We start from the raw sequence: 20,574 nt of genomic DNA, 5'->3' as shown, positions 1-20,574 counted from the left end.
CATTGCAGGATTCGGACGTTCGGAAGGGAGGGCGCATGAAGCTGACCGGCATGACCTGGGATCATCCCCGCGGCTACGACCCGGTGGTGGCCGCCTCGCAGGCCTACGCGGCGCAGACCGGGGTCGAGATCACCTGGGACAAGCGCTCTCTGCAGGCCTTCGCCGATGCGCCGATCGAGGATCTGGCCGCGCGCTATGACTTCATCGTGCTGGACCATCCGCATGTGGGCCAGATCGCCGAGACCGGCGCGCTGCTGCCGCTGCCGGCGCCCGCGGATGCCGCGGCCTCGCTGGGCGGCTCGGCGGAAAGCTACCTGTGGCAAGGGCAATGCTGGGCCTATGCCCTGGACGCGGCCTGCCAGATGGCCGCGTACCGGCCCGACATGGGCACGCCGCTGCCGCGGACCTGGGAGGAGTTCCTTGCCGAGGACGCGGCGCGGTTTCGCCCGCTGACGCCGTTGCTGCCGGTGGATGCCTTCGACATGCTGATGACGCTGGTGGCCGGCCGGGGCGAAGAGGATCTGCCCCATGACGACCGGCATTTCGTGTCCCCGGAAAACGGCGCCTACGCGCTGCGCATCCTGCGCGCGCTCTACCGGCTGGGCCCCGACGAACAGGTCGACATGAACCCGATCAGGGTGCTGGAGGCGCTGACCACGACGCAGGAGTTTGCCTGTTCGCCCTGCCTGTTCGGCTATGTGAACTACGTCCGGCCGGGGTTCCGCCCGCACCCGGTGCGCTATTTCGACCTGCCGCTCTGCGCCGGGGCGTCACGTCCGCGGGGGATCCTGGGCGGCGCGGGGATCGGCGTCTCGGCCCGGACCGGCGCACCCGAGGCGGCGCTGCGCTTCGCGCAATGGATCACGTCCGAGCCGGTGCAGTCAGGGGTCTACCTGGCCCATAACGGCCAGCCCGCCAACCGCCACACCTGGCTGGCGCAGGCGGAGGATCCGCAGCAGGCCGGCTTTTTCCGGGACGGGTTCCACACGATCGACAATGCCTGGACCCGGCCGCGCGCGCCCTGGTTCCTCGGCTTCGTGGACGCGGTCTGTGCCATCATGCCGGATTTCTTTCGCAAGCCGATCCCCGAGGAGGCCTTCCTCGGGCAGATCGACATGCTCTACCGCCATCACCTGCAGGAGGCCTGACCCATGCCCACAGCCGTCATCACCGGGGGAAACAAGGGGCTGGGCCTGGCCCAGACGCAGCGCTTCATCGAGGCGGGGTTTGACGTGTATGTCGTTGCCCGCAGCCGCGCCGAGGTCGACACGACCGGCGCGCAGTTCATCGAATGCGACATCGCCGCCGACCGTGCCGCGGACTGGCTGGCCGATCTGCACGGGCGCGTGGGCCCCATCGCGGCGCTGGTCAACAATGCCGGGGTGCACCTGAAGAAACCGGTCTGGGACGTGGCGCCGGACGAGCTTGACCGCGTGCTCGACATCAACCTGCGCGCCATGTTCGCGGCCTGCGGCCGCTATGTCGCGCTGCATCGCGACACCGGCGGCGCCATCGTCAACATCGCCTCGATGGGGGCGGTGATGGCGCTGCCCTCGGCCGCCGCCTACGTGACCGCCAAGACCGGCGTCGTGGGCCTGACCCGCTCGGTCGCCGTGGATGCCGCGCCCTTCGGCATCCGCTGCAACGCGGTCAGCCCCGGCTTCATCGACACCGACATGACCCGCGCGGTGCTGGCCAAGGACCCGGCCCGGCGCGAGCGGATCGAGGGGCGCATCCCCTCTCACCAGTTCGGCACGCCGGCCAATGTGGCCGATGCCGTCTTCTACCTTGCCTCGGACCGCGCGGCCTATGTGAACGGCGTCAACCTGCCGGTCGATGGCGGCTACGCGGTCGGGTTCTGAAAGGACGCCCATGCTTCAGACAAAACTCACCGCCGCCGAAACCGTCGATACCGCGCCGCAACAGGCCGGGCCGATCCCGGAGGGCCATGTGCGGCTGCGCCTGGCCGTGGCCAGCCTCTGCGGCACCGACCTGCATTACTATGCGCATTTCGCCAATGCCGGCTTCCGGTTGCAGAACCCGGTGACGCTGGGCCACGAGGCCTGCGCCTATGTGACGGACCCCAACGGCTCGGACCTGCGGGCGGGGCAACTGGTCGCGCTGAACCCGATCATGAATTGCGGGGTCTGCGTCGCCTGTCAGCGGGGCGAGGAAAACCTCTGCACCGCCAAGAAGTTTCCCGGCTCGGCCACCACCGTGCCGCATCTCGACGGGTTCTTCCGCGAGGTGATCGACCACCCGGCGCGCTGCTGCCGCCCGGTGGCCGACGGCGTGAACCCGCGCCACCTGACCTTTGCCGAGCCCCTGGCCTGCGCGCTGCACAGCCTGAACAAGGGTGGCGTCTCGGCCGGCCAGCAGGTGCTGGTGACGGGCTGCGGGCCGATGGGGCTTCTGGCGATCGCCGGGGCAGCGGCGCGCGGCGCGCATGTGACCGCGCTGGACCTGCGGCCCGGCGCGGTCGAGGTCGCTTGGAAGGCGGGGGCCGAGACGGGGTTCGTCGTCGGGCAGGTCGACGAGGCAGAGCTGGAGAAGCGCTTCGACGTGGTGGTCGAGGCCTCGGGCGCGATCCCGGCGGTCAACACCGCGCTCAAGGCGGTGCGGCCCAAGGGGCGCGTCTCGATCCTGTCCAACATCCAGCCGCGCGATGCGCAGGTGATGCTGCACCTCGTGATGCTGAAAGAGATCGAGATTACCGGCTCCTTCCAGTTCAACCGCGAATTCGAAGCGGCGGTGCAGCTGGTCGAATCCGGCGCCGTGGATTTCGACGCGCTGACCGCCGCCAGCTTTCCGCTGGCACAGGCAGGGGATGCGCTGGCGCTGATGGCGGCCGGGGGCGCCTTTGGCAAGATCCTGCTGCTGGGGCAGGCGGCGCCCTGATCTTGTCGGACAAGCTGCGCGGCGTTCCGCGCGTATTGACAGGGAAACGCGCATGATGTGTCAGTACTCGGGATATTTGGTCATACCAAAAGCGCAAGGGGGAGGCGCCGGATGCAGGAATACGATCACATCGTCGTCGGCGGAGGCTCGGCCGGGTCGGTCGCCGCCGCAAGGCTGGTCGAGGGCGGGGCGCGTGTGCTGCTGCTGGAGGGCGGCCACCACCACCGCCACCCGCTGCTGGACATGCCGCCGGGCGTCTTCAAGCTGCTCAAGAACGGCTCGAAATTCTTCGAGACCCACAAGAGCACGCCGCAGCCGCAGCTGGGCGGGCGCCAGACCGAGATCCCGCAGGGCAACGTGCTGGGCGGCGGCTCCACCGTGAACGGGCAGGCCTATGTGCGCGGTCGGCCGCAGGATTACGACGCCTGGCACGAGATCCTGCGCGGCGACAATGACGGGGTCAGCTGGGCCTGGGCGGATGTGCTGCCGCATTTCCGGCGGCTGGAGGGCAACCGCAAGTTCAACGACGCCTATCATGGGTGCGACGGCCCGCTGGTGGTCTCGGACCCCGGCCATGTCGACGACATGGCGCGCTGGTTCGTGCAGGCGCTGCAGGCACAGGGCGAGCCCTTCAACCCGGACTTCAACGGGGAACGCCAGCGCGGGGTCGGGTTCTTCCAGTTCACCTATGATCGCGGGCAGCGCATCTCGGCCGCCTATGCGTTTCTCGATCCGCTCAAGGACAATCCGAACCTTGCCTTGCGCCTGCAGGCGCGGGTCGAGCGGATCGTGATCGAGGACGGCCGCGCCGTGGGCGTGACCTGGCGCGACGCAAAGGGCGCGCGGCACGAGGCCCGCGCAAAGGGTGAGATCCTGCTCTCCGCCGGGGCCTTCGTCACGCCCAAGCTGCTGATGCTGTCGGGGCTGGGCCCGGCCGATCACCTGCGCGCCCATGACATCGCGGTGGCGGCCGACCTGCCCGGGGTGGGGGCGAACCTTCAGGATCACCCCGACGTGTCCATCGTGGCGCGGGCCAACGGGCCTTATGGCTATCACGGACAGGATCGCGGCTTGCCCATGCTGCGCAACGGGCTGGAATTCAAGCTGTTCGGGCGCGGGCGCATCACCACCACGGGGCTGGAGGCGGCCTGTTTCGTCAACCCGACCGACCCCGAGGCGCTGCCCACGCATGAGGCCTATTGCATCCCGGTGATGTACCTGAACCCCGAGCAGGCGAAGACCATCGCCGAGGGGCATGGCGTGTCGATCCAGATCGTGCTGCTCAAGCCGCGCTCGCGCGGAACGGTGCGGCTGGCCTCTGCCGATCCGGCCGCGCGGCCCGAGGTGAACCCCAACTTCCTGTCCGATCCGCAGGACCTGGCCGAGATGGTCAAGGGGCTGCGCTATTTCCGCCAGACCATGCAGACCCGCCCGCTGGCCGACCGGATCGAACAGGTGGTGGCGCCGACCGACTGGTCCGACGCCGCGCTGGCCGCGCATTGCCGGGACGTGGTCAAGACCAACTTCCACCCCGCCGGCACCGCGAAGATGGGGGCCGAGGGCGACGCGATGGCGGTGCTGGACGCGAGGATGCGGGTGCGCGGGGTCACCGGGCTGCGGGTCTGCGACATGTCCGCCGTGCCCGAGATCCCGGCCGGCAACACCAATGCGCCCGCCATGGTGCTGGGCGACCGCTGCGCCGCGATGGTGCAGGGCGAGCTGTAGTTTTTGGTACGTCTAAAATAGCGGAATACCCGCCGATAGACGCAGATATCCGCGGAATCATGTTGACATGGTCGGTCGATATATGCGGAATAGCTTTAATTTGGTAAGACCAAAAGGGACACACCCCATGCCAGACCTGTCCCGCGTCATGCGCGAACGGAACATCATCTTCGTCACCCTGGCGCTGTGCCTGGTGTTCTACCTGATCAGCCCGCGCTTCCTGAGCCTCGACAACATGTCGGCCATCTCGCGCCAGATCGTGCCGATCGGGCTGATCGCGCTGGGGCAGTTCTTCGTCGTGGTCTCGGGCAATATCGACCTGTCCATGGGCATGGGCTCGGTCCTGTTCGCCATCGTGCTGGGCGTGTTCTTCGGCCTGACCGGGGGGGTCGCGCTGGGGATCGTGGCGGTGATCGTCTGCTCGCTGGCGCTGGGGTTCTTCAACGGCGTGCTGGTGGCCAAGCTGGGGCTGCCCGCCTTCATCGTCACCCTGTCGATGCTGTTCTCGGCGCAGGGGCTGTCGGGGCTGATCATCCCGCGCGGGCAGCAGATCTTCCTGATGGGCGATTTCTTCCGCTTCATCGGGGCCGAGACCTTCCTGGGCCTCTACTGGTCCTTCCTGTTCCTGCTGGCGCTCTTCGCGCTGGCCTGGGTGGTCTACAACCACACCAGCTGGGGCGCGGCGGTGATCGCGGTGGGCAATTCCGAGGAAAACGCCCGCCTGGCCGGCGTGAACGTGGACCGGGTCAAGATCGGCGTCTTCATGGTCTCGGGCCTGTGCAGCGGCTTTGCCGGCATCATGCTGTCCTCGCGCATGGGCTTCGTGCAGCCGGGGCTGGACGGCAACGGGCTGCTGCTGGACGGGATCGCCGCGATCATCATCGGCGGCACGCTGATCCTGGGCGGGCGCGGCACCATCGGCGGCGCCTTCTGGGGGCTGCTCTTCATCGGCATCATCAACAACGCGCTCAACCTGCTGAACGTCGAGGACGTCTGGCACCAGGTGTTCAAGGGCGCGGTCATCCTCGCGGCGCTGGGGGCCAACTGGCTGCTCTGGCAATCGCGACAGGTGGAGGCGCATTGACGCGCCGCCGCCGGGACACGGGCAGAATTACCAACTCGGAGGAGACCAAGACATGACTTTCAAGACAGGGCTGATGGCAGCCACCGCGCTGGCCACGCTGGGCGCCCCGGCATGGGCGCAAGAGGACACGCTGGACATCGTGTTCATCAATGACGGCCACGTGGCGCCCTATCACGTCGCATGGCTGAAAGGGTTCGAGGACGCGATCGAGGCCTATGACGAGGCCTTCGAGGACACCGAGATCACCGGCCGCTGGCTGTCGGCCGAAGGTTCGCTGGAGAAGATGATCCAGCAGACCGAGGTGACGATCAACGAAGGCCCCGACGTGATGTTCGTCAACGCGATCAATGTCGACGCGTTCGAGCCGCTGGTCGCCAAGGCGCAGGAGGCCGGCATCACCTGGATCGCCGTGCATTCGCCGATGGAGAGCGCCGATTACAGCTTTACCCTGGGCGACGTGGTGAACGGCACCAACCAGGGCATGGCGATCTGCGCGCTCTCGGGCGGCGAGCCCTACAAGGTGGGCGTGATGCTGGGCCAGGCCGGCAACCCCTCGGGCGAGGCGCGCCGCGAGGGCATCCTGAAGGGCATCGCCACCTGCGACAATGTCGAGGTCGTGGCCGAGCAGCCGGCCGACTGGGACACGGTCAAGGCGCAGTCCATCGCCGAGAACTGGCTGACCCAGTTCGAGGATCTCGACGCGATCTCGGGCGTGACCGACGCCTACATGTACCCCTCGATCGCCATCGCCACCAACAGCGGCAAGGATCTGGATTTCTTCGGCTATGACGGCGACATCCCGATCCTGCAGCAGATGAAGGACGGCCCGGTCAAGGCCGACATCCTGCTGTCGGGCACGCGCGAGGGCTGGAACTTCGTGCAGATGGCTTATCGCATCCACAAGGGCGAGACGCCGGACAAGGTCTATGACTTCTACACCCCGCTGGTGATGACCGAGGAGAACCACAAGATCGCGCTCGAGAACGGCTTCCCCGAGGATGTCGAGGTCTACTATGTCGACCAGGCGCTGGACGTGGCCGCGAACGGCTATCTCGAGTTCGGCCCCGACTCGGTGAAGTAAGGCAGGCAGGCGGGCGGCGGCGCCCCCTCTGCCGCCGCCCCGGATTTCGCGAGAAGAGAGACCCATGACAATGAGCACGGCCGCAGCGCCTGCGCGCCCGCGACGGGCGATGGACAGCCTGACCCAGCGATATCTCGTGCTGGTCGGGCTGATCGTGATCGCCTCGGTCGGGTTCGGCATCGCCAACGAGAATTTCTATTCGCTCGCCAATATCGGCATCCTGCTGCGCTCGATCGCGGTGCTGTTCCTGGTGTCCATGGGCATGACCTTCATCATGCTGACCGGCGGCATCGACCTGTCGGTCGGCTCCAACGTGGCCTTTGCCGGCGGGGTCGGCGTGATCGCCCTGACCGCCACGGACAGCGCGGCGCTGGGGTTCGTCGCCGCCATCCTGGCCGGCATGGCCATCGGCGCGATCAACGGCGTCTTCATCGGGCGGCTGCGCCTGTCGGCCTTCATGGTGACGCTGGCCACCTTCGCGCTGGCCCGCGGGCTGGCGCTGGTGATCTATGACGCGGATTCGATCAATGTCTCGAACGCGGCCTTCCTGTGGCTGGGCGGGCAGAGCTGGGGTAGCCTGCCGGTGGTGATCCCCTTCGTGGCGCTGGTCTTCGTCGCGCTGTCGGTGCTGCTCTACCGCGCGCCTTTCGGGCGCGACGTCTACGCGGCGGGGTCGAATTTCAACACCGCCTTCGTGCTGGGCCGGATGCCGCAGCGCACGCTGGTCTGGGTCTATGTCCTGTCCGGCGCGCTGGCGGGGCTGTCGGCGATCATCACCGTGGGGCGCGTCTCCTCGGGTCAGCCCTGGACCGGGCTTTACCTGGAATTCGACGCGATCACCGCGGTGATCCTGGGCGGCACCTCGCTGTTCGGCGGGCGCGGGCGCCTGCTGGGCACGATCCTGGGCGTGCTGCTTTACGGCATCATCATCAACGGGCTCGTGCTGACCGGCACCAACCCCTACCTGCAGAGCCTGATCAAGGGGCTGATCCTGCTGGGGGTGGTGCTGCTGGACACGCTCGTGCAGCGGAGGAAGGCGCAATGACCCGACGGCTGGACATGCACGGCATCGGCAAGAGCTTCTTCGCCACCCGCGCGCTGGACAATGTGGATTTCACCTGCATCGCGGGCGAGGTGCACGCGCTGGTCGGCCTCAACGGCGCGGGCAAGTCGACCCTGATGAAGATCCTCGGCGGCGTCTACCAGCGCGACGAGGGCGAGATCCTGATCGACGGCCAGACGGTGGAAATCACCGCGCCCGCCGATGCCGGGCGCCACGGCATCGCGATGATCCACCAGGAGCTGTCGCTGATCAACGAACTGACCGTGGCGGCCAACATCTTTCTCGGCCGCGAAATCCGGCGCGGGCGCACGCCCTTCCTGGACAAGGCGGGCATGGCCCGGGCGGTGCGCGCCCAGCTGGACCGGTTCGGGCTGTCCCTCGATCCGCACAAGCCCGTGCGCGAGCTGAACTCGGGCGAGAAGCAGATCGTCGAGATCATCCGCGCGCTGATGTCCGATGCCTGGCTGATCGTCATGGACGAGCCGACCTCGGCCCTGTCCGAAGAGGACAAGGAAATGCTGTTCGACTTCATCCGCCGGATGAAGGCCGAGGGCATCGCGATCATCTACATCTCGCACCACATGCCCGAGATCTTCAGCATCGCCGAGCAGGTGACGGTGATGCGCGACGGCCGGATCGTGCTGTCCGAACGCACCGGCGAGACCACCGAGGACGCGGTCATCAAGTCGATGACCGGCGCCGAGCTGGACCAGTTCGTCAAGCCGCACAAGCAGATCACCGGCGAGGTGGTGCTGTCGGTCGAAGACCTCTCCAGCCCCGGCAAGTATGAGGGCGTCTCGCTGGACGTGCATGCCGGCGAGATCGTGGTGCTGACCGGGCTGCGCGGCTGCGGCGCGCCGGACCTGGCCAAGGCGGTGTTCGGGCTGGACCCGGATTACACGGGCACGGTGCGCTACATGGGCCGGACGCTGACACCGGGCCGCGGGCCGGCCGTGGCGGTGCGGCAGGGCATGGGGCTGGTGACCGAGAACCGCGACAAGAACGGCATCCTGCCGCCGCTGTCGGTGCGCGACAATATCGCGCTGCCCTTCCTCGAGAAATCGGTCACCGCCGGGCTGATCGACGGGGCCCGCGTCGACGGGATCGTCGACAAGGCGATCCGCGACACCTCGACCAAGACCGCCTCGCCGGCGCAGGAGATCCGCTTCCTCTCGGGCGGCAACAAGCAGAAGATCTGCTTCTCGCGCTGGCTGGACGAGGATCTGAAACTGCTGATCCTGCTGGAGCCCACCCGCGGCATCGACGTGCATGCCAAGGCCGACATCTACCGCATCATCGAGGACCTGGCAGAGCGCGGCGTCGCCATCCTGATCCTGTCCTACGAGATCGACGAGGTGCTGATGCTGGGCGACCGGGTGCTGACCCTCTTCGAGGGGCGCACCGTGCAGGATTACAGCTATCCCCATTTCGACAAGGACCGGATGCTGGCCGACATGGCCGGGGCCGGTCACGCGACCTGAAGGAAACCCACGTGTTCTACAAGTGCTTCATCGACAATGACTGGGTCGAGGCGTCGGACGGGGCGCGCATGCCCGTGACCAACCCCGCCACCGGCGAGACCTGGGCCTAGGTGCCCGCCTGCACCCGCGCCGAGGTGGACCGCGCGCTGGACAGTTCCGCCCGCGCGCAGAAGGCGTGGCAGATGCTGCCCCCGGTCGAGCGGGCCGGCTACCTGCATCGCATCGCCGAGGGGATCGCCGCCGCGCGCGACGAGTTCGAGGACCTGCTGGTGCGCGAACAGGGCAAGCCGCGCGCCGAGGCGGCGGGCGAGGTCACGGACACGATCCGCTACATCACCTATGCCGCCGAGGCCGCGCGCCGGATCACCGGCGACATCCTGCCCTCGGACAATCCGCGCGAGCAGCTCTTCATCTACAAGGTGCCCTACGGCGTCACGCTGGGCCTGTGCGCCTACAACTACCCGCTGGCGCTGATCGGCCGCAAGGTCGGCCCGGCGCTGGTCACCGGCAACACGATGATCCTCAAGCCGCACGAGGCGACGCCGGTCACCGCCTCGGTCTTCTGCCGGGTGGTGCAGGAGGCCGGTCTGCCGCCGGGCGTCGTCAACATGGTGACCGGCACCGGCGCCGAGGTGGGCGCGCCGCTGGTCGAAAGCCCGGTGGTGCGGCTGATCACGCTGACCGGCTCGATCCGCGCCGGGCAGGCCATCGCGCGGGCGGCGGCGCAGAACATCACCGCGCTGTCGCTGGAACTGGGCGGCTCAGCGCCCTTCATCGTGCTCAAGGATGCCGACCTCGACCGTGCGGCGGCGGCCTGTGCCCAGGCGCGCTTCGCTAATGCCGGGCAGGTCTGCATCTGCTCGGAAACGGTGCTGGTCGAAGAGGCCGTGGCCGACGCGTTCACCGAGAAGCTGCTGGACCATGCGGGCCGGGTAACGCTGGGCGACCCGGCCACCGATGGCGGCATGGGCCCGATCACCACGGCCGACGCGCTGGAGCGGGTCGAACGGATCGTCGCCGCCTCGGTCGAGGGCGGGGCCAAGGTCGCACTTGGCGGCCGGCGGGCCGAATCCATGGGCCCCGGCAACTGGTACGAGCCGACCGTGCTGACCGGCGCCACCCCCGACACCGCCGCCGTGCGCGAAGAGATCTTCGGCCCCGTCCTGCCCGTGGTGCGCGTGAAGGATTACGAAGCGGCGCTGGCCATCGCCAATGCCCGCCCCGACGGGCTGTCGGCCTATCTCTGGACGCAGGATCCCGGCATCTACATGGACGCGATCCAGCGGCTGGAGACCGGGACGATCTTCCTCAATTCCGGGATCACCGGGCTGGTGCAGGGCTATCACAACGGCCACAAGCTCTCGGGCCTCGGCGGCGAGGACGGCACCCACGGGATCGAGGGCTACCTGCAGAAGCGCACCGTCTACCAGGCGTATTGACGGCCACGGTTCAGACGTCGCCGAAGGTCTCGCGCACCTGCGCCCAGGCGCGGTCCAGGTGATCGCGCAGGCAGGTCTCGGCGGCGTCGGGGTCGCGCATCAGGATCGCCTCGAAGATCGCCGCATGCGCCTCGTAATTGGCGCGGTTGCGGTCGGGCAGGCGGGGCATGCGCGACCATTGCGGCGCCAGCCACGTGGTATAGGCGCGGTGGATCGCCGGCAGGACCGGGTTGCGCGGGATGTCGTAGAGCACGCCGTGAAAGGCGTTGTCGGTGCGGTAGAAGGCATCGCTGTCGGCAATCGCCGCGCCATTGGCCGCAAGCGCGTCCTTCAGCGCCGCGATGTCGCCCCGCCCGGCTTCCTGCGCGGCCTGCCGGACCAGCGCGGCCTCGACCATGATGCGCGTGTCGAACAGGTTCTTGACCCCGCCGGGTTCGCCCAGCAGATGCGTCACGATGCTGCCCACCGCGTCGAAGGCGGCGTCGTATCCGGGCTTGCGCACCACCGGGCGGTGACGGGGCCGCGCCTCGATCAGCCCGCGCGAGGACAGGGTGCGCACCGCCTCGCGCACCACCGTGCGCGAGATGCCGAAGGCCTCCATCAGGTCGCGCTCGGGCGGCAGGGGCTGGCCATCGGCCAGCGCGCCGCTGCGGATCTGGTCGGCCAGGCTGCGCACCACGCGATCCGCCGCGCGGCCCGTCTCGTCCACCTTGTCCATGTCGCGCCGCTGCCTCCTGGTCCGTCCGTCCGCTCCCGGCCATTGGACCAGACCCGGCGCAGAAGTCAATTTACGCATTTTTGGTACGACGAAAACAAGAAAACGAGAAGCAATTATTGACAAACACCGCGGCATGCCGCCTTATGCCGGAAAAATGGTATGATCAAAACAGCCGAGGGGCCCGCCGTGACCGATCCTGATCCCGCCTCGTGCATCGCCTCCGTGCAGGTGCGCCGCTTCGACGTGCCCCTCGCCGAGGTGCTGAGCGATGCCAAGCATGGCGATCACACGCATTTCGAACTCGTCACCGCGACCGTCACGCTGGCCGATGGCAGCACGGGCACGGGATACACCTATACCGGCGGGCGCGGCGGGCGGGCCGTGGCCGCGCTGATCGAACATGACCTCGCGCCCGTCCTGCTGGGCCGGTCGGCCACGGATGTCGAGGCGCTCTACGAGGCGATGCAGTGGCATGTGCATTACGTGGGCCGCGGCGGCATTGCGTCCTTCGCGATCTCGGCGGTGGACATCGCCCTGTGGGACCTGCGCGGGACGCGCACGGGCCAGCCGCTCTGGCGCATGGCGGGCGGCGCGGGGGATCGCTGCCGCGCCTATGCCGGCGGGATCGACCTGAACTTCCCCCTGCCCAAGCTTCTGGACAACATCCGCGGCTATCTCGATCGCGGCTTCGACGCGGTGAAGATCAAGGTGGGCCAGCCCACGCTGGAAGAGGACGTGGCCCGGGTGAAGGCGGTGCGCGACCTGATCGGCCCGGACGTGACCTTCATGGTGGATGCCAACTATTCCATGTCCCGCGACCAGGCCATCGCGGCGGCGCGTGCCTTTGCCCCCTTTGACCTGACCTGGTTCGAAGAGCCGATCATCCCGGACGACTACAAGGGCTATGGCCGGATCGCCGAGGCGACCGGCATGCCGTTGGCCATGGGCGAGAACCTGCACACGATCCACGAGTTCGAATACGCGGTCGCGGATGCGCGGCTGAGCTATCTGCAGCCCGACGCGTCGAATTGCGGCGGCATCACCGGCTGGCTGCAGGCCGCCGCGCTGGGGCGCCGGCACGGGATCACGGTCTGCAGCCACGGCATGCAGGAGCTGCATGTCAGCCTCGTGTCGGGGCAGGGGGCCGGCTGGATCGAGGTCCATTCCTTCCCCATCGACACCTACACCACCCGTCCCCTTGTGATCGAGGATCACCGCGCCGTGGCGCCCGACACGCCCGGCATCGGCGTGGTCTTCGACTGGGACAGATTGCAAGCAGCGCATGAGGAGATGCACGGATGAGCACCATCACCGCCGCCTATTACCGCGGCAACAAGACCTTCGAGGTCGCCCGGATCGAGGCGCAGCCGCCCGGCCCGGGCGAGGTGCAGGTGCAGGTGGCCTATTGCGGCATCTGCGGTACCGACATGCATGCCTATCACGGCAACATGGACGCGCGCGTGGGGTTCGAGCGCATCCTCGGCCACGAGATGTCGGGCCGGATCGCCGCGGTGGGCGAGGGCGTCGAGGGCTGGGCGCAAGGCGATGCCATCGTGGTGCGCCCGCTCGATCCCGGCGCGCCCAACCCCGCGACCGAGGCGGGCTATCCCCATGTCAGCCACAATCTCAAGTTCATCGGGCTGGACACCGACGGCGCCCTGCAGCAGCTGTGGAACGTGCCGGCCTTCACCCTGCACCGCCTGCCCGAGGGGCTGCGGCTGGACCATGCCGCGCTGATCGAGCCGGTGGCCGTGGCCTGCCATGACGTGCGGCTGTCGCGGCTGCAGCCGGGCGAGGACGTGGTGGTGATCGGCGGCGGGCCGATCGGCATCCTCGTGGCCATGGTGGCGCGCGCCGCCGGCGGCACGGTGGTGATCTCCGAGGTCAATCCGCACCGGCTGGCGATCGCCGGCAAGCTGGGCTTCGACACGGTCAACCCGGCCGAGGCCGACCTGAAGGCCGAGATCGAGGCCCGCACCGGATCCAAGGGGGCCGACGTGGTCTTCGAGGTCTCGGGCACGCAGCCCGGCGTCGACGCGATGACCGCCGTGGCGGCGACCCGGGCGCGCATCGTCATGGTGGCGATCCATGCCAAGAAGCCGCAGGTGGACCTGTTCCAGTTCTTCTGGCGCGAGTTGCAGATGATCGGGGCGCGGGTGTACGAACCCGAGGATTACGAAAAGGCGATCGCGCTGGTGGCCGAGGGGCAGATCGACGCCGACACGGTGATCACCGATGTCAGCCCGCTCTCCGAGATCCAGGCGGCCTTCGAGGCGCTGGATGCCAGCCCGACCGCCCTGAAAAGCCTGATCAAGGTGGGAGACGTGGCATGAGCGTATTGAAATCCTTCGACCTGAGCGGCCAGACCGCGATCGTCACCGGCGCCAAGCGCGGCATCGGGCGCGGCATGGCCGAGGCGCTGGCCGAGGCCGGCGCCGATATCGTGGGCGTCAGCGCCTCGCTCGAACCGGGCTCGGAGGTGGAACAGGCGGTCACCGCCCTGGGGCGCCGGTTCACGCCGCTGAAATGCGATTTCACGGACCGGGCGGCGGTGCATGCGCTGGCCCAGCGGATCGAGGCCGAGGGCATCGTGCCCGACATCCTCGTCAACAATGCCGGCACGATCAAGCGCAAGCCCGCGGCCGAACATCCCGATGCCTGGTGGGACGAGGTGATCGAGGTCAACTTGTCGGCGCAGTTCGTGCTCAGCCGCGAGATCGGCCGCGGCATGGTCGCCCGCGGGCGGGGCAAGATCATCTTCACCGCCTCGCTGCTCAGCTTCCAGGGCGGGATCACCGTGCCGGGCTATTCCGCCTCGAAGGGCGGGATCGCGCAGCTGACCAAGGCGCTGGCCAATGAATGGGCCGGCAAGGGCGTGAACGTGAACGCGCTGGCGCCGGGCTATATCGCCACCGACAACACGCAGGCCCTGCAGGACGATCCCGACCGCTCCAAGGCGATCCTCGATCGGATCCCTCAGGGCCGCTGGGGCAAGCCGCAGGATTTCGCGGGCCCCGTGGTCTTCCTGGCCTCCGCCGCCTCGGATTATGTCAATGGCGAGCTGCTGGTCGTCGATGGCGGCTGGATGGGGCGCTGAGGCTCAGTAGAGCCGCAGCGCATTGCCACGATAGAGGGCGTCCCGCTCCGGGGCGCCCAGCTTTGCCGCCTCCAGCGTCTCGTCCAGCAAAACGCGCCAGTGGCGGGGGCTGGCAAGGGCGGTGGCGACGGGCCAGTTGCTGGCATACATGAGCCGCCCGGTGCCGAAGAGATCCAGCATCGCACCCACATGGTCGCGGGCCATGGCACGGTCGCGGGCGGGATCGGCGGTCAGGGGCAGGCCGGACAGCTTGACATGGATATTGGGCAGGCCGGCCAGCCCGGCCATGGCCTGCCGCCACGTCTCCAACGTCTCGGGCGTGCCGTCGGGCAGGCCGAAATGGGCCAGCACCACGGGCAGGTCGGGAAAGGCGCGCGCAAGATCCGCGACGGCGCCGAAGAGCGGTTGCGGCGCGAGGATCTCGACCAGCTGGCCATTGCCTTGCAGGGCGGCGCAGACCGACTGCGCGCCCGCGCTGCGCAGGTAGCCCTCGGGGTCGGCATCCAGCATGGGCGTGAAGCGCACGCCGCGAAAGGCCGGGTCGCCGGCCTGCAGCGCAAGCTGCGCCGCGGCGTCGGGATCGCGCAGGTCGACCCAGCCGACGACCGAGCGGAAGATCGCGTGCTGGCGGCAAAGCTCAAGGCAGTAATGCGCGTGTTTCACCGTGGCCGGCCCGTGCACCAGCACCGCGCTCTCGGCGCGCGTCTCCTCCAGCACGGGGACAAGATCGGCGGGCAGGAAGGCCCGGCCGGTCAGCACGGGAAACTGTGTCTCGGCAATGAAGGTCTCGCCGCGGCTGCGGTCCCAGATATGGACATGGGCGTCGATGGCTGTGGTCATGATGTGAGGCTCGTGGGGTTGGGAATGTCCAGCCGCGCCAGCGCGGGCCAGAGCGTGTCGGGCACCGGGGCGGAGAGGTCGTCGAGGTTCGAGCGCAGCCCGTCGGCATGGATCAGCCCCAGCACCAGCCGCGTCACGGCCGGGTGGGCGGCGGCATAGTGCAGCGCGGCGCGTTTGAGGGCCACGCCCTCGGCTTGGCAGGCGGCCTGGATGGCGCGCACCCGGTCGCGCAGGGCCGCATCGGGCGGCTGGTAGTCGAAGCGCGTGGCCGCCACATCCGGCCCGGTGGCGAGAATGCCCGAGTTGAAGGGCGCGGCCAGCTCGACCTGCACGCCGCGCGACAGGCAGAGCGGCAAGAGCGTATCGGCCGCGCTCTGGTCCAGCAGGGTGAAGCGCCCCGCGACCATCAGCACGTCCAGATCACTGTCGCGCAGCAGGGCCGCGTGGGTGGCCGCGCTGTTGCTGCCGCAGCCCACCGCGCCGATCACGCCCTGCGCCTTCAATTCGGCCAGCGCGGGCAGGGCGCCGTCGCGCGCCGCGTCCAGATACGCGTCGCAATCATGGACAAAGACGATGTCGAGGTGATCGGTGCCCAGCAGGCGCAGGCTCTCCTCGACCGAGCGCAGGGTCATCTCGCGCGTGTAATCATGCCAGTCGCCGGGATTGTCCTTGGGGTTCACCACATGCGCGGCATAGGCGCGGTAGCGGCCGACCTTGGTCGACAGGACGCAGGCGTCGCGCGGGTGCCCGCGCAGCAGCCGGCCCAGCCGTTCCTCGGACAACCGCCCGCCATAAAGCGGCGCGGTGTCGAAGCGGCGCAGGCCCATCTCCCAGGCGGCGGCGAACATCTCCTCGGCCTGAGCGTCGGAAATGGGCGCGGTATTGGTGGTGCCCAGGAGGCCGAAGCCCAGCCCGACCGGTTTCACGGGGCTCATCGGATGCGCTGCCCGGTCTCGGCGTCGAAGAAGAAGGCATGCGCCATGTCGAAGGCCAGACGCTGCTCGGTGCCCTCGGCCAGATCGACCCGGCCGCCGGTCTTGCCGATCAGCTCGTGCGGGCCGGCGCGGAAATGGACCAGCTTCTCGGTGCCCAGCTGCTCGATCAGGTCCACCGGCAGGGTGACGGGCACGCCGCCGGGCAGGTCGGCGGCCGGGCGGATGTCGTCGGGGCGGATGCCGAAGGTCACCCGATCGCCGGCGCGCAGCCCCTCGGGCAGGGTGCAGGCGAGCTCCGTCCCGCCCAGCCGCAGCCCGCCCGGCGTGACCATGCAGTCGACCAGGTTCATCGGCGGGCTGCCCATGAAGCCTGCGACGAAGACCGTGTCGGGATCGTGAAACACCGCGTCGGGCGTGCCCTGCTGCTCGATCCGTCCGTCGCGCATGATGACGATGCGGTCGGCCAGCGTCATCGCCTCGACCTGGTCATGGGTGACATAGATGATCGTGTTCTCCAGCCGCTGGTGCAGGCGCTTGATCTCGGCGCGCATCTGGCCGCGCAGCTTGGCGTCGAGGTTGGACAGCGGCTCGTCGAAGAGAAAGACCTCGGGGTCGCGCACGATGGCCCGGCCCATGGCGACGCGCTGGCGCTGGCCGCCCGACAGGGCGGCGGGCTTGCGGTCCAGAAGCGGCGTCAGTTCCAGGATCTCGGCCACCTCGTTCACGCGGCGGTCGATCTCGGCCTTGGGCATCTTGGACAGCTTCAGCGAGAAGGCCATGTTGCCGCGGACCGTCTTGGCCGGGTAGAGCGCATAGTTCTGGAACACCATGGCGATGCCGCGTTCCTTGGGGCGCAGCCCGTTCACCACGCGGTCGCCGATGGCGATCTCGCCGCCCGAGATGGTCTCGAGCCCCGCGACCATGCGCAGGGTGGTGGACTTGCCGCAGCCCGAGGGGCCGACCAGCACGCAGAACTCGCCGGGCTGGATCGAGATGTCGATGCCGTGCAGCGCCTTGTGGCTGCCATACATCTTGACGAGGTTCGAGATTTCGATGCGGGACATGAGGGGGTCTCCGGGGCGTTACAGGCGCCGCGCTTCGTTGCGCAGGTAGAGCACGGTGAAGGCTGCCGAGATGATGAGGATCGAGACGGCGACGGTGGCCGCCCGGGCAAATTCGAAATCGACGAAGGCAAGGCGGAAGGTCAGCGTGGACAGCACCTCGGTCGCGCGGCCGGGGCCGCCGCCGGTGGTCAGCCAGACCAGCGGGAACAGCTGGAAGGTCCAGATCAGGTCCAGCAGCGCCACGCCGAAGATCACCGGTTTCAGCTGCGGCAGGGTGACGTGCCAGAACTTGTGCCAGAACCCCGCGCCGTCGATCTCGGCCGCCTCGTAGAGTTCCTTCGGCACGGTCTGCAGCCCCGACAGGAAGCTGACCATGATGAACGGGTAGCCGCGCCAGGTCGAGATCACCAGCAGCGACCACATCGCCAGGTCGGGATTGCCCAGCCAGTCCAGCGGCTCGGTGATCAGGCCCAGCCAGTCCAGCACGTAGTTGAGCAGGCCGAACGGGTTCAGCAGCAGCTGCCAGTTCAGCGCCACGACCACGGCGGTGAAGATCCAGGGCAGCACCAGCATCGAGCGGAAGAAGGTGCGCGCGCGGGGGTGGATGTCGGCATTGACCAGCAGCGCCAGCCCGATGCCCACGATCATGTGGCCGATGACCGAGCCCACGGTGAAGACGATCGTGTTGAACCCGGCGCTCCAGTAGCCCGGATCGCCCAGGATGTCGCGGTAATTGTCGAGCCCCACGAAGGTCGGGTTCCGCTCGACGATGACATTGTCATACAGCGAGTATTCCACGACCTTGTAGAGCGGCACCGACAACAGCGCGCCCAGGATCACCAGCCCCGGCAGCAGGAACAGGTAGGGCGTGCCGGCGGCGGTCGGCAGGCGGAACGAAGGGGTCACGGCGTCTTCCTTGTCAGGGGTGGGCGTCGGGACGGGCGCGGTGGGCACGCCCGTCCCATGGGCGTCACTGGATGAGGTCCATCCAGCGCGCCTGCACGGCGCTCGCGGCCTCGGCGGGCGTCTGGTCACCGCGCAGCATGGACTGCAGCTCCTCGGTCATCAGCGACCAGCTGGCCGCGGCCTTGGGCGACTGGCGCATCTCCTCGACCGGCGTGTCGCCGGACAGGATGTCCATCTGCTTGACCAGCGTCGCGTCGGCATCGGCGCGCACCGTGTCCAGCGCCGCCAGGTTGCCGGGCAGCGCGTTCGACGCCTTGGCCACGCGGGCATTGACCTCGGGCGAGAGCAGGTAGTCGACGAAGGTCCAGGCGGCTTCCTTGTTGTCGCTGTCGGCCGAGATGCCGATCTCCCAGCCATGCACGCGGTAGGCCTCGGCCCCGTTCGAGGGCACGCGCACCAGCGTGTAGTCCAGCTCCGGGTTGCGGCTGGTGATGGAACTGGAATGCACGCCGGGCGAGATCAGGAAGCCGGTGCGCCCGGCGATGAACTCTTCAAGATCGACACCGCCGGTGCGCGAGGCCGCGCCCGGGGCCAGCGCGCCGGACTGTTCCAGCTGCTGCAGGAATTCCAGCGTCTCGACCACCTTTGGATTGTCGAAATCGGGCGTGGTGCCGTCCATGATGCGCCCGCCATTGGCATAGAGCAGCGGCAGGAAGGTCAGGATCGGCCCGTTGGACGGCGGCTGCGAGCTGAACGGCATGCCCAGCCCCGAGGTCCCGTCCCCCAGCGCCGAGATCGCGGCGGCCTGTTCGGCCAGCGCGTCCCAGCTGCTGGGCGGCGCGTCAAAGCCGGCCTGTTCCACCAGCCCCATGTTGACATGCATGACGAAGGGGAAGGCGTTCAGCGGCACCATCCAGGTCTTGCCGTCGATCTTGCCCAGCGGCGCCTCGACCAGCTGGTCGGTCTCGAAGCTGTTGTCGTCACGGGCCAGGTAGTCGTCCAGCGGCTCGAGGATGCCGATCTCGAGGAACTCGGTCGTCCAGGGCATGTTCAGCCCCAGCACGTCCGAGCCTACGCCGATGGCGTTGTCGGTCACGATGCTCTCGCGCACCTTGCCGAAGGGCTGGGTGACCAGCTTTACGGTGATGTCGGGGTGCTGCGCCTCGAAATCGGCGACCAGTTCCTCGTAGAAGCCGCCGGTGTTCTCGGCGGCGAACCATTGCAGCCACTCGATCTCGGCGGCGTGCAGCGATGCGGGCATCAGCGCGGCGGCCGAGGTGGCGGCGGCCAGCGCCCAGGCGGGCAGGTGTCGTGTCATGGTGCTTCTCCTCCTCAGTTGGATGGCGGGGCGGTCGGCCCCGTCTTGCGGGCTCTCACCCCTTGACGCCCCCGGCGGCGAGGCCGCTGACGACAAATCTCTGGACGAGCATGAACAGGATCAGCACGGGCAGCGATCCGATCACCGAGAAGGCCATCATCTCGTCCCATTTCAGGCCGAACTCGCCCACCATCATGGAAATCCCCACCGGCACCGTGCGCATGTCCATCGAGCGCGTCAGGGCAAGCGCGAAGAGGAACTCGTTCCAGGCCAGCAGGAAGGTGTAGACCGCGGTCGAGATGATCCCCGGCAGCGCCACCGGCAGCAGCACGCGGACCAGCACGCCCAGCGGGGTGCAGCCGTCGATCGTCGCAGCCTCGTCGAAATCCTTGGGGATCGTGTCGAGATAGCCGTTCATCATGATGATCGCGTAGGGCAGCGAAAAGGTCAGGTAGGTCAGCACCAGACCCCAGAGCGTGTCGTAGAGCCCCAGGAACACGATGACGCCGAAATAGGGGATCAGCAGGGTGATCGTGGGCACCATCTGGGTGGTGATGACAAAGAGCTTGGCCACCCGGTCGCCGAAGAAGCGGTAGCGCGAGAAGCCGAAGGCGGCCAGCGTGCCGATCACCAGCGACAGCCCCGTCACCGCCAGCCCGACAAGGTAGCTGTTGAGCAGGAAGGTGCGGAATTTCGGGTCGGTCAGCACCTTGGCATAGCCGCCCCAGTGCAGGTCGTCGGGCAGCAGGCGCGGCGGCAGCGAGAAGGTCTCGGTCGTGGGTTTCAGCGAGACCGAGATCATCCAGAGCACCGGGAAGACCATGACGAAGGTCACGAGCGCCAGCGCGGCATAGATCGCCGCCTGCCGCCAGCGGCGCTGGCGTTCCTCGTCGACCACGTGGCGGGGGGCTGCGGCATCGGTCAT

Annotated in this window: 19 protein-coding genes; 12 read left to right on the top strand and 7 right to left on the bottom strand. The window is 68.3% G+C overall.

Annotated features, from left to right (window positions below):
• Positions 1-35 precede the first annotated feature (35 nt).
• The 9 genes from AVJ23_RS15595 to AVJ23_RS15555 all read left to right on the top strand — a co-directional run bounded on the left by AVJ23_RS15595 (position 36) and on the right by AVJ23_RS15555 (position 10,771).
• A complete protein-coding gene (locus AVJ23_RS15595; RefSeq protein ID WP_058863139.1) occupies positions 36-1,148 on the top strand; it encodes an extracellular solute-binding protein in 1,113 nt (370 codons plus the stop codon).
• A 3-nt stretch (positions 1,149-1,151) separates the two neighbouring features.
• A complete protein-coding gene (locus AVJ23_RS15590) occupies positions 1,152-1,862 on the top strand; it encodes an SDR family NAD(P)-dependent oxidoreductase (RefSeq protein ID WP_058863138.1) in 711 nt (236 codons plus the stop codon).
• 10 nt (positions 1,863-1,872) lie between these two features.
• Positions 1,873-2,898, top strand: coding sequence for a zinc-binding dehydrogenase (locus tag AVJ23_RS15585; protein WP_058863137.1), 1,026 nt, complete (start codon positions 1,873-1,875; stop codon positions 2,896-2,898).
• A 111-nt stretch (positions 2,899-3,009) separates the two neighbouring features.
• Positions 3,010-4,623: a GMC family oxidoreductase gene (locus tag AVJ23_RS15580; RefSeq protein WP_058863136.1), complete on the top strand. Its 1,614-nt coding sequence runs from the start codon at positions 3,010-3,012 to the stop codon at positions 4,621-4,623.
• A 127-nt stretch (positions 4,624-4,750) separates the two neighbouring features.
• On the top strand, positions 4,751-5,707 hold the full coding sequence (locus AVJ23_RS15575) for an ABC transporter permease (RefSeq protein ID WP_058863135.1): 957 nt from the start codon (positions 4,751-4,753) through the stop codon (positions 5,705-5,707).
• Between the two features lie 52 nt (positions 5,708-5,759).
• Positions 5,760-6,788 carry a sugar ABC transporter substrate-binding protein gene (locus AVJ23_RS15570; RefSeq protein ID WP_058863134.1) on the top strand — a complete coding sequence of 343 codons (1,029 nt, stop codon included), beginning with the start codon at positions 5,760-5,762 and terminating at the stop codon, positions 6,786-6,788.
• 64 nt (positions 6,789-6,852) lie between these two features.
• Positions 6,853-7,833: an ABC transporter permease gene (locus AVJ23_RS15565; RefSeq protein WP_084794646.1), complete on the top strand. Its 981-nt coding sequence runs from the start codon at positions 6,853-6,855 to the stop codon at positions 7,831-7,833.
• On the top strand, positions 7,830-9,332 hold the full coding sequence (locus tag AVJ23_RS15560) for a sugar ABC transporter ATP-binding protein (protein WP_058863132.1): 1,503 nt from the start codon (positions 7,830-7,832) through the stop codon (positions 9,330-9,332). Before AVJ23_RS15565 ends, AVJ23_RS15560 begins: the two co-directional genes overlap by 4 nt.
• A gap of 110 nt (positions 9,333-9,442) precedes the next feature.
• Positions 9,443-10,771, top strand: a complete 1,329-nt coding sequence (locus AVJ23_RS15555; protein ID WP_205626869.1) for an aldehyde dehydrogenase family protein — start codon at positions 9,443-9,445, stop codon at positions 10,769-10,771.
• A 10-nt stretch (positions 10,772-10,781) separates the two neighbouring features.
• Here the strand turns inward: AVJ23_RS15555 and AVJ23_RS15550 are convergent, their stop codons facing one another.
• On the bottom strand, positions 10,782-11,489 hold the full coding sequence (locus AVJ23_RS15550) for a FadR/GntR family transcriptional regulator (protein WP_058863131.1): 708 nt from the start codon (positions 11,487-11,489) through the stop codon (positions 10,782-10,784).
• A gap of 159 nt (positions 11,490-11,648) precedes the next feature.
• Here AVJ23_RS15550 and AVJ23_RS15545 point away from each other — a divergent pair, with 159 nt between their 5' ends.
• The 3 genes from AVJ23_RS15545 to AVJ23_RS15535 are packed head-to-tail and all read left to right on the top strand — an operon-like array spanning position 11,649 to position 14,586.
• Entirely contained in the window at positions 11,649-12,791 is a 1,143-nt protein-coding gene (locus tag AVJ23_RS15545) for a mandelate racemase/muconate lactonizing enzyme family protein (RefSeq protein ID WP_058863130.1), read from the top strand.
• The gene (locus tag AVJ23_RS15540; protein ID WP_084794644.1) at positions 12,788-13,822 is read left to right on the top strand and encodes a zinc-dependent alcohol dehydrogenase; all 1,035 of its coding nucleotides are present in this window, start codon (positions 12,788-12,790) and stop codon (positions 13,820-13,822) included. Before AVJ23_RS15545 ends, AVJ23_RS15540 begins: the two co-directional genes overlap by 4 nt.
• Positions 13,819-14,586, top strand: coding sequence for an SDR family oxidoreductase (locus tag AVJ23_RS15535; RefSeq protein ID WP_058863129.1), 768 nt, complete (start codon positions 13,819-13,821; stop codon positions 14,584-14,586). Before AVJ23_RS15540 ends, AVJ23_RS15535 begins: the two co-directional genes overlap by 4 nt.
• Before the next feature lie 3 nt (positions 14,587-14,589).
• Here AVJ23_RS15535 and AVJ23_RS15530 read toward each other — a convergent pair whose 3' ends face one another.
• From AVJ23_RS15530 to AVJ23_RS15505, 6 genes are all read right to left on the bottom strand, one after another.
• The gene (locus tag AVJ23_RS15530; RefSeq protein ID WP_058863128.1) at positions 14,590-15,426 is read right to left on the bottom strand and encodes an amidohydrolase family protein; all 837 of its coding nucleotides are present in this window, start codon (positions 15,424-15,426) and stop codon (positions 14,590-14,592) included.
• Positions 15,423-16,361, bottom strand: a complete 939-nt coding sequence (locus AVJ23_RS15525; RefSeq protein ID WP_058863127.1) for an aldo/keto reductase — start codon at positions 16,359-16,361, stop codon at positions 15,423-15,425. Before AVJ23_RS15525 ends, AVJ23_RS15530 begins: the two co-directional genes overlap by 4 nt.
• On the bottom strand, positions 16,358-17,425 hold the full coding sequence (locus AVJ23_RS15520; RefSeq protein WP_058863126.1) for an ABC transporter ATP-binding protein: 1,068 nt from the start codon (positions 17,423-17,425) through the stop codon (positions 16,358-16,360). The genes AVJ23_RS15525 and AVJ23_RS15520 overlap by 4 nt, the downstream gene beginning before the upstream one ends.
• Before the next feature lie 18 nt (positions 17,426-17,443).
• Positions 17,444-18,331: a carbohydrate ABC transporter permease gene (locus AVJ23_RS15515; RefSeq protein WP_058863125.1), complete on the bottom strand. Its 888-nt coding sequence runs from the start codon at positions 18,329-18,331 to the stop codon at positions 17,444-17,446.
• A gap of 64 nt (positions 18,332-18,395) precedes the next feature.
• The gene (locus AVJ23_RS15510; RefSeq protein WP_058863124.1) at positions 18,396-19,649 is read right to left on the bottom strand and encodes an ABC transporter substrate-binding protein; all 1,254 of its coding nucleotides are present in this window, start codon (positions 19,647-19,649) and stop codon (positions 18,396-18,398) included.
• A 55-nt stretch (positions 19,650-19,704) separates the two neighbouring features.
• Positions 19,705-20,574, bottom strand: a complete 870-nt coding sequence (locus AVJ23_RS15505) for a carbohydrate ABC transporter permease (protein WP_084794642.1) — start codon at positions 20,572-20,574, stop codon at positions 19,705-19,707.

It is taken from the genome of Pseudoponticoccus marisrubri (genome assembly GCF_001482405.1).
Lineage (GTDB): Bacteria > Pseudomonadota > Alphaproteobacteria > Rhodobacterales > Rhodobacteraceae > Pseudoponticoccus > Pseudoponticoccus marisrubri.
This window is presented reverse-complemented; position numbering and strand designations above follow the sequence as displayed.